Annotated in this window: 11 protein-coding genes and 1 riboswitch; of the genes, 2 read left to right on the top strand and 9 right to left on the bottom strand. The window is 42.1% G+C overall.

What is annotated here, in order from left to right; translation table 11 throughout:
• Window positions 1-337 precede the first annotated feature (337 nt).
• Entirely contained in the window at window positions 338-1,468 is a 1,131-nt protein-coding gene (locus ACFSCZ_RS11245; protein ID WP_380774028.1) for an ATP-binding protein, read from the top strand.
• Between the two features lie 52 nt (window positions 1,469-1,520).
• Here the strand turns inward: ACFSCZ_RS11245 and ACFSCZ_RS11240 are convergent, their stop codons facing one another.
• Window positions 1,521-1,649 (bottom strand): YjcZ family sporulation protein, encoded by a 129-nt coding sequence (locus tag ACFSCZ_RS11240; protein ID WP_380774027.1) that lies wholly within the window; start codon window positions 1,647-1,649, stop codon window positions 1,521-1,523.
• A gap of 172 nt (window positions 1,650-1,821) precedes the next feature.
• On the opposite strand from ACFSCZ_RS11240, the gene ACFSCZ_RS11235 reads away from it, so the two are divergent.
• Entirely contained in the window at window positions 1,822-3,912 is a 2,091-nt protein-coding gene (locus tag ACFSCZ_RS11235) for a DNA topoisomerase III (RefSeq protein ID WP_380774026.1), read from the top strand.
• A 353-nt stretch (window positions 3,913-4,265) separates the two neighbouring features.
• Here the strand turns inward: ACFSCZ_RS11235 and ribH are convergent, their stop codons facing one another.
• The 8 genes from ribH to ACFSCZ_RS11195 all read right to left on the bottom strand — a co-directional run bounded on the left by ribH (window position 4,266) and on the right by ACFSCZ_RS11195 (window position 13,490).
• On the bottom strand, window positions 4,266-4,736 hold the full coding sequence (gene ribH, locus ACFSCZ_RS11230; protein ID WP_380774025.1) for a 6,7-dimethyl-8-ribityllumazine synthase: 471 nt from the start codon (window positions 4,734-4,736) through the stop codon (window positions 4,266-4,268).
• An 18-nt stretch (window positions 4,737-4,754) separates the two neighbouring features.
• Window positions 4,755-5,948, bottom strand: coding sequence for a bifunctional 3,4-dihydroxy-2-butanone-4-phosphate synthase/GTP cyclohydrolase II (locus ACFSCZ_RS11225; RefSeq protein WP_380774024.1), 1,194 nt, complete (start codon window positions 5,946-5,948; stop codon window positions 4,755-4,757).
• 24 nt (window positions 5,949-5,972) lie between these two features.
• On the bottom strand, window positions 5,973-6,617 hold the full coding sequence (gene ribE, locus ACFSCZ_RS11220) for a riboflavin synthase (protein WP_380774023.1): 645 nt from the start codon (window positions 6,615-6,617) through the stop codon (window positions 5,973-5,975).
• Window positions 6,618-7,718, bottom strand: a complete 1,101-nt coding sequence (gene ribD / locus ACFSCZ_RS11215; protein ID WP_380774022.1) for a bifunctional diaminohydroxyphosphoribosylaminopyrimidine deaminase/5-amino-6-(5-phosphoribosylamino)uracil reductase RibD — start codon at window positions 7,716-7,718, stop codon at window positions 6,618-6,620. It abuts the gene before it with no gap.
• Window positions 7,719-7,866: 148 nt separating this feature from the next.
• Window positions 7,867-8,011: riboswitch (FMN riboswitch) on the bottom strand.
• A 124-nt stretch (window positions 8,012-8,135) separates the two neighbouring features.
• Complete coding sequence (gene aceA / locus ACFSCZ_RS11210) at window positions 8,136-9,416, bottom strand: isocitrate lyase (protein ID WP_380774021.1); 1,281 nt, start codon at window positions 9,414-9,416, stop codon at window positions 8,136-8,138.
• 123 nt (window positions 9,417-9,539) lie between these two features.
• A complete protein-coding gene (locus ACFSCZ_RS11205; RefSeq protein WP_380774020.1) occupies window positions 9,540-9,833 on the bottom strand; it encodes a hypothetical protein in 294 nt (97 codons plus the stop codon).
• A gap of 112 nt (window positions 9,834-9,945) precedes the next feature.
• On the bottom strand, window positions 9,946-12,129 hold the full coding sequence (locus tag ACFSCZ_RS11200) for a malate synthase G (protein ID WP_380774019.1): 2,184 nt from the start codon (window positions 12,127-12,129) through the stop codon (window positions 9,946-9,948).
• A 230-nt stretch (window positions 12,130-12,359) separates the two neighbouring features.
• Entirely contained in the window at window positions 12,360-13,490 is a 1,131-nt protein-coding gene (locus tag ACFSCZ_RS11195; protein WP_380774018.1) for a M14 family zinc carboxypeptidase, read from the bottom strand.
• Between the last annotated feature and the right edge of the window lie 94 nt (window positions 13,491-13,584).

Below are 13,584 nucleotides of genomic sequence, written 5' to 3'. Positions count from 1 at the left end.
TTCGCCATTTTACACCATAAAAAATGGGTAGGATACAGTTAAATTATATTCATTATATATAAGACCTTCTGTACTGTATATAGGTAAAATTAATTAATTTTCTGAATACTGTTGAAATATATAAAAAACAACTTTTTAAAAACAATAATTCTATTTGTAAGCCTGTCTCATATATATTTTGTATGTTACAATGATTGTAAAAAAATTGTGCAATTTGTTTTATTTAGGAGTATCTTACAAAATGTGTCATATTGTGTTATACACATTGGATGAATTTTTCTCTTTTGGAGTTTTTTTGCAAGTCAGCTGATATAATAGAAAGGGGGTGAAGTGCGGTATGGACAAGCTCACGGCCAATGTATTATCTTTTCTCGAACAAAAAAGGGCTGATTTCCTCAAAAAATGGAAAGAAAAAGCAATGCCTCCTCCTGAGCCCTCCTCAACGCATTGGGAAGCCCTGGAGGATAAGGGCAAGTTCATTTATCAAACGGTTTTACATGCTTTGACATTATCTCAAGAAGAATTACCATCATACATACAGGAAGCAGCCCATAAATTTGCACAGGTGAAAATAAAAGATAGCAGCGGTGTCGAGCAACTGGTCTATGACATAAATACAGGAAGAAACATCCTTTATCAAGAACTGTCCGATTTTCAGACAGAAAACGAATCATTTAAAAAAATTCATAAGCATTTATTGTGTATTTTTGACCATATTTCTTATTGTGCCGTTATAAGTTATTGCAACTTGAAACAGGAAGAGGAAGATGTGGAAAATCGGCATGTGCAATCGACCCACGAAGACCGACTTACCTTGTTAGGCCAAATGACATCAAGCTTTGTCCATGAATTTAGAAATCCGTTGACAACGGTTCAGGGATTTGTCCAGCTTCTCCGTGCAGAGCATCCCGATCTCCCGTATATGGATATCATATCATCTGAATTGGAGCAGCTGAAATTCCGGATCACTCAATTTTTAATGCTTTCCAAGAAACAGGAGATTGATCAAGAAGAAGTCGTTTTTTCATTAAATGATCTGATTGATCAAGTCTCTACCTTTGTGTATCCCCGATTGCTCGAATTAAAAGTGAGCCTTCAGCAGGATATGCAAAAGAACTTGTTTGTAAAAGGAATTCAAGAAGAAATACGCCAGGTTATTATAAATATTATTTTTAATGCCATTGAAGTCATGGCGAACACAAATGAGGAATCGGTCATACATATCAAAGGGTACCAGAAAAATAACCTTGTTTATCTCGAAGCCTCCAATACAGGGCCTAAAATTCCAGATTCCCTTATAAAAAATATTTTTGAACCATTTGTTACGACTAAAAAGACAGGGACCGGTTTAGGGCTCTACGTCTCCAGACAAATAATTGAAAAACATCATGGCCAGTTACTATGCAGTTCAAATGAACAATGGACGACTTTTACAATCATACTCCCCATACCGGAGGAAAAAGCATAAATCCCATATGTTAAAATAGAAAAAGAGCGGAATTCCCCGCTCTTTCTTTTGTTTACAACCAGGCCGCGCCAACAATAATTAATAGGATAAACAATACGACGATTAACGCAAAGCCTCTACCGTAGCCATAGCCACCGTAACCGAAGCCTCCGTATCCGCATCCGTAGCCCCAGAAGCCCATTAACCTTCACCTCCCGGTTGAGGATTAGGAATAATCCTTACACATTAAACTATTCATTTCGCCATTTTATGTTTGGGCTCACGTCATGTACTTGCCTCTGTTTTTTCACTTTTGCCGATCGTCCGCTATAATACTATATATGCATGTGATGCATGAAAGGAGTTTTTATGAAGTGAAATCACTAGTATTAGCTGAGAAACCAAGCGTTGCAAGAGATTTGGCACGGGTTCTCGGCTGCACAGAAAAAAAGAAACATTATATCGAAGGTCCCCGATATATCGTGACATGGGCTTTAGGACATTTAATGGAACTAAAAATGCCTGAAGACTATGATCATAAATATAAGACATGGACCTTGGACGATTTACCGATTATTCCAGATAAGATGGAGATAAAAATTATTAAGCAAACTTTTTCGCAATTCAAAGGGATTGAATCTTTGACGAAAAGAAAGGATGTCCGTGACTTCATTATCGCTACGGATGCCGGCCGTGAAGGTGAGCTGGTGGCACGCTGGATCCTTAAGAAGCTCAAGTGGAAAAAACCGGTAAAGCGTCTCTGGATTTCTTCCTATACAGACCGTGCCATCCAAAAAGGTTTTCAAAACTTAAAACCAGCAAAAGAGTATGAGGCTTTATATGAATCTGCTGTTTGCAGGGCAGAAGCTGACTGGCTGATCGGTTTAAATGTAACGCGCGCACTCACAACCAAATATAACGACCCTCTCTCCGCCGGACGAGTGCAGACACCGACACTCGGGCTGATTATTCAGCAGGAAAAAGACATTCAATCCTTTGTTCCGAAAGAATATTGGACGGTTCACATACGGGCGGGACATCTCGAAGCCGAATGGGAACACCGAGGTGAAAAAAAGATCTTTTCAAAAGATCAGGCAAAAAAGATCGTTGACAAAACAAAAGATCAGAAAGCCCTCGTGAAAACAGTTGACCGTAAGGAAAAGTCTGAGCAGCAGCCGCTGCCCTATGATTTAACGGAACTGCAAAGAGACGCAAACCGCCGGTTTGGTTTTTCAGCAAAGAAAACTTCAAATGTTCTTCAAGGATTATACGAACATCATAAAATTGTTACGTATCCAAGGACAGATTCGAGATATTTAACAACGGACTTGAAATCAACAATGGAAGATCGTCTTGTTGCCTTGCGATCCGCATATAAGGAAGAGGTTCAGCCTATTTTGAAACAGCGGGCAAAGGTGCTTGCTCCCCGTGTATTTAACAACCAAAAAGTCTCGGATCATCATGCCATCATTCCGACAGAGGAGCCGGTAAAAATGGCAGACTTGACACAGGATGAGAGAAAATTATTTGATTTAATTGCTAAACGATTCATGTCTCTCTTTTATCCTTCCTACCGTTATGAGACCATGCGTGTAACGATTGAAGCAGCGGGTGAGACCTTTCTGACAAAAGAAACTACTGTGTTGGACGAAGGTTTTAAAGTGTTAACTAAACAGCAAGAAGAGAAAAATCAAACGAAGATCCTTCAACATCTCAAGCCAGGGCAGACACTCCATATCCAGCATAGTGAAATAGCGAGCCATTTTACAGAACCACCTCCCAGATTTACTGAATCCGATCTCCTTGCCAGAATGGAGAAATATGGTTTGGGAACACCGGCTACCCGTGCGGACATCATTGAAAAACTTCTTAGCTCCCAGGCCATTGATCGAACAAATAACAGGCTTTATCCTACGCCTAAAGGGAAACAATTAATGGATCTGGTCAATGATGAGCTGAAATCACCCGAGCTGACAGCCCGATGGGAAGCAGAGCTGGAAGAGATCGCCAAACGAAAAGGGAACCCAGGACAGTTCTTGCAAAATATACGAAAACAGACGAAGATGCTTGTGTCAGAAATAAAGCAGAGTGACAAAAAGTATAAAGCACACAATATTACCGGAACCAAGTGCCCGGAATGCGGATCTCTGATGAAGGAGATGAAGGGTAAGGATGGAAGGATCCTCGTATGCTCGGACCGGCAGTGCAACTTCCGCAAAAGGAAAGATCCGAAATTATCGAACCGCCGCTGCCCTCAATGCCATAAGAAAATGGAAATACATCACGGCAAAGCAGGTATGTATTTTCAATGCCGCACATGCAACCTTGTAGAAAAAGCGGAAAATCGAAAAAAAGCTGTTTCGAAAAAAGAGGAACGCCAGTTGATGAAGAAATACTCAATAGATGAGAACTTTGGTAATAGTTTGGCCGATGCATTGAAAGCCGCACTGAAAGAGAAAGATTAATGAAACAACGGAAATTCCAGAAGGTGTATACAGGATCGTATCCAATGGTTGTCGGCTGCTATTCCTGTCAAAGAAAAGAACCTTTCGATCGCTTGAGGGCGTTTCGGATTCCTTCCCTGCCTAAGGAAGGAGTGGACTTTCCGAGACCAGGGAGAGTTCAGCCATACTCCATGCGAAAAACAAGATTTCCAAAGACTCTGGAGGTCTTCGGTTTTCCTGCTGAAAGAACTGACGTCTTACAAAGAATCCCCCAAAAATGGACTTACAAAAGCTGCATGTAAAAAACTAAATAAAAAACCAGGTAAGGCGTTTTTTCCATACCTGGTTTTTTTAGCAGGTTGAAACTGTCTGCATTACTCACTCATGACTTTGTATAAATTCGCCATCTCAATGGCGTTAACTGCAGAATCCCAGCCCTTGTTGCCAGCTTTTGTTCCTGCCCGTTCAATAGCCTGTTCAATCGTATCAGTTGTCAAAACACCGAATATGACCGGAACTCCTGATTGAAGCGCAACATTTGCCGCACCTTTGGCAGCTTCATTGCAAACATAATCAAAATGCGGAGTGGCACCGCGTATCACAGTACCTAAAGTGATGATTGCATCATATTTGTTCGTTTCAGCCATTTTCTTGGCAGTTAACGGGATTTCAAAGGCACCCGGAACCCATGCAACGGACACATCCTCCTCTGAAACACCATGACGTTTTAAGGCATCCATTGCTCCAGACAGCAGCTTTCCTGTAATAAATTCATTAAATCGTCCTACAACAATTCCTATTTTTAATCCCGTACCAACTAAATTCCCTTCAAACACATTGTTCAATGTTTGTCTCCCCTTTGATTAAAATGTAAGCATATGCCCCAGCTTTTCTGCTTTCGTCTTTAAATATCTCTCATTTTCACTTTTATACGGAAGTTGAATTGGTATCCGCTCAGTCACGTCAAAACCAAAACCTTCGAGGCTGGAAAGTTTTCTCGGATTATTTGTGAGCAGCCTAATTTTTTGAACTCCCAAATCCTTTAAAATTTGCGCTCCAACTGTAAAATCACGCATATCCGCGGGAAATCCCAGTTCTTCATTGGCTTCCACTGTATCAAACCCTTTTTCCTGAAGATTATAGGCTTTTAGCTTATTAATAAGACCGATACCTCTCCCCTCTTGCCGCAGGTAGAGTAGAACCCCTTTCCCTTCTTCATCCATCCGCCTTAAAGCGGATTGGAGCTGCGGACCGCAGTCGCAACGGCATGAACCGAATATATCACCTGTCAGACACTCTGAATGCATTCGTACCATAATGGGCGTGTCCGGTGTAATTTCACCTTTCACAATAGCCAAATGTTCTTTATCATCAAGAACATTTGTATAGGCAATGATCTTAAAATCTCCATATTCTGTAGGCAATAATGCAGAGGCTTCCCTATTGACAAGATGTTCTGTTGAACTTCTATAAGCAATTAAATCTTTAATGGTGATCATGGACAGTCCAAATGTATCTGCAATTTTCCTCAGGTCGGGGGTTCGTGCCATCGTGCCATCCTCTTTCATGATTTCACAGATCACACCTGCAGGCTTTGCCCCGCACAGCCTCGCCAGATCAATAGCTGCTTCCGTATGGCCGGGGCGTTTTAGAACGCCGCCTTCTTTGGCAATCAGCGGAAATATATGTCCCGGTCTTTTAAAGTCTTCGGGTGTTACCCCGTCTTCTATCATCTTTAAGATCGTCTCTGAACGCTCAAAAGCGCTGATCCCTGTGTGAGAATCCTTATAATCAACACTTACAGTAAAGGCTGTTCCCAATGGATCCGTATTTTTCTCCACCATGAGGGGAAGCTTTAATTCGGACGCTTTCTGTTCCGTAATGGGCATGCAGATCAGCCCACGCCCTTCTTTTGCCATGAAATTGACTACTTCCGGGGTCGCCTTTTCTGCCAGTGCGATAAAATCTCCTTCATTTTCCCTGTCTTCATTATCAGTGACGATAATAACTTTGCCATTTTTTAAATCTTCCAGAGCTTTTTCGATTGAATCAAACATACTGTCACCCCTTTGCTGTATTTGTTATTTAATAAATCCTTTTTCTGTTAGGAAATCCATTGTAATTTCCTGCTTTTCTTGGTTGCTGCCGAGCATACGACGAACATATTTTGCCAGCATATCCAATTCTATATTTACAGGGTCTCCCAAGTTTTTTTCTGCCAGGATCGTCTCGCTTTGCGTATGAGGAACAAGCGAAATCGTGATAGTATCTTTCTCTATCCCAAATATGGTTAAAGATGTTCCATCAATGGCGATGGAGCCTTTTTCCATCACATATGGATGAAAAACCTCGGGGATTTGAATATCCATATACAGTGCGTTTTCCATTCTTTTTTTATTTAAAACCAATCCGGTACCATCTACGTGGCCACTGACAAAATGCCCTCCGAATCTTCCGTTGGCAGCCATGGCACGCTCCAAGTTCACCTTTGAACCGGATGATAACAATCTTAGCGAAGTCGACTTAAATGTTTCGGGCATGACATCCGCCTGAAACATGGAGCGAGAAAAATCTGTCACGGTCAAACAGACACCATTCACGGCTATACTGTCTCCCAACCGAACATCTTCCAAAATCGTATGGGCCTGAATATGAATCGTAAAAGATTTTGCCTTTCGGTCTATCCGTATAACCGTTCCAATTTCCTCAATAATTCCGGTAAACATCTATATCCCCTCCCTTTCCAAGGGCACAGCTGTAATTTTTATATCAGGGCCTATCTGTTCCACTGAGGTAAATCTAAGTGAAGCCGCTTCTTTCATCCATTGTTTTGGAATACCGGCAAAGGCTTGGACACTTTTTTTGTCATTAATTAATTTTGGCGCCATATACATGACGATCTCCTGGAAACAGCCGGCTTCTACAAATGATGAATGTACGCTTCCTCCTCCTTCTACAAAAACAGATAGGAAGTTTTCTTCCCCCAGCCATACAAGAAGGTCATCCAGTTCAATTGTGTCGGAAGGCATTTTTTTGACTCTTGCACCTTTTTTTTCAATAGCAATGAGTTTTTCCTGGCTGGCTTGTGTCCCGCACACAATGATCGTTGGCGTTTCCTTATCATTTAACAAATTGGCTTCTAAAGGAATCTTTAAATAAGTATCTAATACAATTCGAATGGGATTTTTTCCACCCTGGGGCAATCGGGTTGTAAGATGGGGATTATCATGAATCACGGTATTGATGCCTGTCAATATAGCATCGTGGCGATGCCGGTAATGATGTACATCCAACCTGGATTGTTCCGATGTAATCCATTTGCTGTCTCCGCTTGAAGCCGCCGTCTTTCCGTCAAAAGTTACAGCGGTTTTTAATGTGACGAATGGTTTTCTTGTCTTCATAAAATGATAATAGTATTTATTAAGTTCTTTGGCCTGCTGTTCACATATTCCATGTTCCACTCGTATTCCGGCGTTTTGAAGTTTTACAACCCCATTTCCGGCAACCATAGGGTTTGGATCCAGGCCAGCTATATACACCCGTTTAATTTTTTTCTCAATAATTAAATCAGCGCAAGGCGGTGTTTTTCCTGTATGTGAACAAGGTTCCAGTGTCACATAGAGATCTGCACCTTCAGCCTCATCGCCGGCCTGCTTTAAGGCATTAACTTCAGCATGTGCTTCTCCTGCTTTCAGGTGTGCACCCATGCCAATTACCTTTCCATTTTTTGCAACAACGCAGCCAACCGCCGGGTTGGGACTCGTCTGTCCAACAACAGCTTCAGCCAACTGCAGGGCCAATTTCATATAAAATTCTTTATCTCCCATAGTTCCTCCTTCCCATGACGGATAATTGACGGAAAAAAGCCCCGAAACTTGTTTCGGGGCAAAAACAGCAAACTTTAATAAACGTCATATTTTTCCTTCCCAAAACAGACAAAAATAGGCATGCCCATTTCGGCCAAAAAAATGACGCATTTTCCTTCTCCCATCCAGACTGTCACTGTCGGTTTTGGAATTTCACCAAATCCACCGCCCTCATAAAAGAGACGGGTCACGGACTCAGAGACAATTGTCTCAATACCGCCGGTCGGGAATTGCACCCTGCCCCGAAGGAAAATTTCATTCGATTGAATGTATTATATCATATATTTATCAAAACATAAGACTAACTTTTTTCCTTATTTTGTTAAAATCAATGAAAGAATATGTTCACGCATGCTCTTCAACAAAAGTTCATGGGGATTAGGACTGCAGGAACTGTGCTGCCTCTGTAGAACCCTTCAGGGCAGTGGTAGAAGATGTTCCTCCAGAAATCACCATGGATACTTCGTCAAAATAGCCAGTTCCGACTTCCCGCTGGTGGCGCGTAGCCGTATACCCTGCCGTCTCTGAAGCAAATTCTGCCTGCTGAAGCTTGGAGTATGCTGCCATGCCCGACTCTTTATATCCACGAGCCAATTCAAACATGCTGTGATTTAAGGAATGGAATCCAGCAAGCGTAACAAATTGAAATTTATACCCCATCGCTCCCAGTTCTTGTTGAAAGTTAGCGATCTCTTCATCACTCAGCTTGCTCTTCCAATTGAATGAGGGGGAGCAATTGTACGCAAGGAGTTTCCCCGGGAATTTCTCATGTATGGCTTCTGCAAAGCGACGGGCCTCTTCAATATTGGGTTCTGCTGTCTCGCACCAGATAAGGTCGGCATATGGCGCATACGCCAGTCCTCTCGAAATGGCCTGTTCCAATCCAGGGTGTGTATAGTAAAATCCTTCAGGGCTCCTTTCACCCGTCAAAAACTCCCGATCATACGGATCTACATCACTTGTAATCAAGTTAGCTGCATTAGCGTCCGTTCTTGCAATAATGACCGTTGGTATATCCATTACATCCGCTGCAAGCCTTGCCGCAATCAGATGGCGTACAGCTGTTTGTGTAGGCTGAAGAACTTTTCCGCCCAAATGCCCGCACTTTTTCTCGGAAGCCAGCTGGTCCTCCAGATGAACGCCGCCTGCCCCTGCTTCAATCATCGCCTTGGTTAATTCAAATACATTTAGGGGTCCTCCAAATCCGGCTTCCATATCTGCAACGATCGGTGCAAACCAATACGTATCTCCCCCGCCTTCAGACTGTTGAATTTGATCTGCCCTCTGTAATGTCTGATTAATACGCTTAACAACCTGAGGTACGCTGTTGGCCGGGTACAAACTTTGATCCGGATACATCTGGCCAGCCAGGTTAGCATCGGCTGCTACTTGCCAGCCGCTCAAATATATCGCTTTGAGCCCCGCTTTTACCTGCTGCATGGCCTGATTCCCAGTCAAAGCCCCTAACGCGTTGATATAGTCTTCCGTATTTATTAAATTCCAGAGCCTTTCAGCACCCATCCTGGCTAACGTATGTTCAACAACCACCGATCCTCGCAGCCTTGCAACATCTTCAGCTGAATAAGGCCTTGTAATTCCTTTCCAGCGGTCTGCTTTCCAGTTTTCTTCAATTTGGCGGATTTGCTTTTCTTTCGTCATCATAACCTCTCCCATTCCTTGTTTTTTTATTTTTAAATAGATTGATAGATTCAATCTAGTACAACACTGTATTATATCTGTTAAATAAAAAAATCATGTTATATAACAGGGTTCATAAAAAAATTAGTCAATATCTTCACAGCATTGAAGAAGGTCTTTGAAGGATGAATGCTCTAAACCGCACTTGTCACAAATATTTGAACTTACTTGTTGTTCCTGGCTCTGGATCATAACTATTTCTTTTACTCTGAGTGGTTCTATATCAAGCGAGCCTACTGTGCTCGTCTTTAATATAAACAGTTCATTTCCCATTAGAAAAGCCGTTCCCTCAATCTCTTCGACCGTCTTGCCCTCCAAGAGTTTTTCCAGTATCCACCCGTCTATATACTCTTTATCGGCTTTCTCCCTTGTCTGCATGTTCCCCCACCCTTTCTTAATTATCTAATAATTCAATTACCAATAATATATAACAGCTGACTAATTAAGTCAACTGTTATATAACATTTTTTATTTAATAAATGTAATTTCTTTAAGTTTGCTGCATAGAAATGTTTTGCTTGTATTCCAAACGTCTTTTGTGAAGAATTGGCTCAGTATAGCCATTGGGCTGATCTCTTCCTAAAAACACAAGATCACAGGCAGCCTGGAACGCAACAGATCTCTCAAAATTGTCTGACATCCTTTGATATAAGGGGTCTCCGGCATTTTGGTCATCTACAACTGCCGCCATTCTTTTCATCGTTTCCAATACTTGTTCTTCCGAACAAATGCCGTGGTGAAGCCAATTTGCTATATGTTGGCTTGAAATCCGCAATGTGGCTCTATCCTCCATCAACCCTACATGATGAATATCCGGTACTTTGGAACAGCCTATCCCATGATCCACCCACCTGACTACATAGCCCAGTATTCCCTGGGCATTGTTATCCAACTCTTCCTGAATCTCGTCACTTGAATAATTCGTATGAAGAGCATGCGGAATACTTAGCATGGCTGATTCCACATTTCTTACATTCTTGGTCATCTGACCCTGAATCTCCCAGACATTTTTTTGATGATAATGCAACGCATGCAGTGTAGCAGCTGTTGGAGACGGAACCCATGCTGTATTGGCCCCTGCTTCCACCTGGCTGATTTTTTGTTCAAGCATGGCTTTCATTTTGTCGGGCATGGCCCACATGCCTTTTCCTATTTGGGCACGGCCGGGAAATCCTGTATGGAGTCCGGAAAGAACATTGGACTGTTCATATGCCATGAGCCACTCCGATGATTTCATATCATCTTTTCTGATCATTGGCCCCGCTTCCATCGATGTATGAATTTCATCTCCGGTCCGGTCAAGAAACCCCGTATTGATAAAAACTATTCTTTCTCGGGCCTCATAAATACAGGCTTTCAGATTCAAGGAGGTGCGCCGTTCCTCATCCATAATCCCCATTTTTAAGGTATTTCTCTCAAAACCCAGCAAATCTTCCACCCGGTCAAATAGCTCGTTAGCAAATGCCACTTCTTTTGGTCCATGCATTTTAGGCTTAACAATGTAAACAGAACCTTTTTCAGAGTTTTTCTTCGTGGTATTTCCCAATAGATCATGCTTTGCTATTAAACTGGTGATGACTGCATCCATGATTCCTTCCGGAATCTCATTGCCATTCTTGTCTAATATGGCAGGTGTTGTCATCAAATGACCAACGTTACGGACTAATAACAAAGAGCGGCCGCGCAGCTTGATTTCATCTCCTTCGGGAGATCTGTATGTTCTGTCTTCGTTCAAAACCCTGCGAATGGTTTTCCCCTCTTTTTCAAACACGGATTGCAGGGTTCCTCTCATCAAGCCAAACCAATTTCTATACACAATCACTTTATCCTCTGCGTCGACCGCAGCCACGGAGTCTTCACAGTCCATAATTACCGAGACGGCTGATTCGATGAATAGATCTTTCACTCCTGCAGCATCTGTCCGGCCAATGGGATCATCAGGATCCAACTGAATTTCTACATGCAATCCGTTGTTTGCGAGCAGAACTGCCTGAGGATGATCCCTCGGCCCTTGATATCCGATCAATTGATCGGGATGAAGCAGTTTTCCAATCGATCCGTTCTTTTGCTCGGCTGCCAGATTTTGATCAACTATTTTATAACAAACAGTTTCTTGGTGTGAACCCCCTTGAAGAGGAGCAATTTCGTCTAGAAACTGTCTTCCATATTCAATAACTTTTTGTCCCCGGATTGGATTATAGCGGGTTGTAAGTTCAGCTCCGTCTGCCTCGTCTATCACATCCGTTCCATACAGTGCATCGTACAGACTTCCCCACCTGGCATTTGCTGCATTAATGGCGTACCTGGCATTATTCACCGGTACAACGAGCTGTGGTCCTGCCTGAAGAGCAATTTCATCGTCTACATTTTTTGTTTGAATCGAAAAATCTTCAACAGTCTGTTCAAGGTAATTGATCTCATTAAGAAATCCCTTATACTTATCAACATCAAAAAGACCCGGGTTTTTACGGTGCCACTCATTAATCTGCGTCTGCAGACGTTCCCTTTCCTGTAATAATTCCCTATTTCGCGGGGCCATGTCTTGGACGATCCGGCTAAATCCTTCCCAAAACTGATCACTTTGAATTCCGGTATCCGGCAGGGCCTCCCTCTCTATAAACTGAAACAGGGTGTTATCAATTTGCAATCCGCTGATTGTCAAGTACTTCTCCATGTTCTTTCTCCTCCTCCAATGTCCTGTTATATATCAGATTTAGTTGTTGTTAGTTATTATATAACATTATTTTCAGAATTGAAACGGTTTAAAGAAAAAACATGATTTAACGAATTTTATGACCTTTATTTTAGACTCAAGATTTCCATCTGTTTTAGTCAACAAAAAACCCCAAAAGTTAGATTCTTACGCTAACTTTTGGGGTCCATCACCTTTTCAGTTAATATATGTTACTGATTAACAGGAACAATTCCGGAATCCGTTTGGTAACCCGCCAGCGGGTATGCCGGAATTTCTTCCCATCGGTCAGGATCTACTTGCTGAACTTCTCCTGTTGCAAGACCATATAACAGGGCCTTTAATCCAAGATAATTTTGTCTTTCCAAGTGCCCGTTCGATTTTTGTCCAAGACCGCCATCTCTTGTATTTCCTTTTGTTTCAAAGAAAATAGCCGGGTTACTGTGACCTGTTGGATTGATATTGTTATAATTCAATCCAAGCATCATGGCAGAGACCACTCCTCCTCTAATATCAATCTCATATTTACTGTCTCCGCCCCCGACTTGGTACCGGTCAATATGCATATGTCCATAATCCTTTAATGCATCGTAAACGTACACAGACATCTGCCTGGTCAAATCATTATAAAGCCCATCTTTGATACCTGGAAGTGTGGGTCCATTGGGTGCCAAGGATACGCCAAGCGACATGGATGTAGAGTAATTTGTTCCATACACCGTTTTAAACCCTTGATGATGCAAGTCCACTGCATAATCCGGCTTCACATCGGCCCAAAACTTATATACTGCTAAAGATTCTTTTGCAGCAAATCCATTTTCTGACCAGTCACGGTTCAGGTCAATTCTTCTGTTTAATGAGTTCCCTTCTTCATCATGAAGAACGGTTTGCCTGATATTCATCAAGCTTCCATCCGGATTGTACATCGGAATCGCGTAGATGGTGGAGTTCTCTAAAATCTGCTTTACTTCTTTATTTCCGCTTTTGCCGAGTGCTTTCAGCAGTTCCATAACAGCTCCCGTTGTGAGCTTCTCATCCCCATGAATTTGGGCCTGAACCCAAATTTTCATCGGACCCTCTCCAACTTTAGCAGCATAGATACTGCGGCCCTGCTCAGTTTTACCGTATTCATCCAGAGTAAAAACTTCTACTTTACCTTTGCTTGCATGTTCAATTTTTTTCAGGCCCTCTATCATTTCCTCATAATCAATCACACTTTCATAGCTCAATTTGCCATTTGTCGAAGGTCCGCCGGGTATGGTTTCAGCTGCAAACGCGCTGGATGAAAAGGCGGTTGCGAATATCAGACATAATGCAACAAGAGCCACCCATTGTTTTTTCATTTTAACTCCCCCTCTTTCTCCATATTTCTTCTTTTTATTATAATTGAATTAATTTTTAGAATACATAGTTCTCATGTAACGTTCTGAAAGTTCA

The organism is Siminovitchia sediminis, assembly GCF_042680885.1.
Lineage (GTDB): Bacteria > Bacillota > Bacilli > Bacillales > Bacillaceae_C > Siminovitchia > Siminovitchia sediminis.
The sequence above is the reverse complement of the archived record's forward strand: the minus strand, read 5'-3'. Positions and strand labels throughout refer to the sequence as shown.

Bases quoted from the DNA above. Each gene is read 5' to 3' on its own strand.
- ACFSCZ_RS11245 (WP_380774028.1), top strand. From the start codon at position 338: ATGGACAAGCTCACGGCCAATGTATTATCTTTTCTCGAACAAAAAAGG.
- ribD (WP_380774022.1), bottom strand. From the start codon at position 7,718: ATGGGAGATAAAGAATTTTATATGAAATTGGCCCTGCAGTTGGCTGAA.
- ACFSCZ_RS11205 (WP_380774020.1), bottom strand. From the start codon at position 9,833: ATGCAGACAAGGGAGAAAGCCGATAAAGAGTATATAGACGGGTGGATA.
- ribE (WP_380774023.1), bottom strand. From the start codon at position 6,617: ATGTTTACCGGAATTATTGAGGAAATTGGAACGGTTATACGGATAGAC.
- ACFSCZ_RS11225 (WP_380774024.1), bottom strand. From the start codon at position 5,948: ATGTTTGATTCAATCGAAAAAGCTCTGGAAGATTTAAAAAATGGCAAA.
- ACFSCZ_RS11240 (WP_380774027.1), bottom strand. From the start codon at position 1,649: ATGGGCTTCTGGGGCTACGGATGCGGATACGGAGGCTTCGGTTACGGT.
- aceA (WP_380774021.1), bottom strand. From the start codon at position 9,416: ATGACGAAAGAAAAGCAAATCCGCCAAATTGAAGAAAACTGGAAAGCA.
- ACFSCZ_RS11200 (WP_380774019.1), bottom strand. From the start codon at position 12,129: ATGGAGAAGTACTTGACAATCAGCGGATTGCAAATTGATAACACCCTG.
- ACFSCZ_RS11195 (WP_380774018.1), bottom strand. From the start codon at position 13,490: ATGAAAAAACAATGGGTGGCTCTTGTTGCATTATGTCTGATATTCGCA.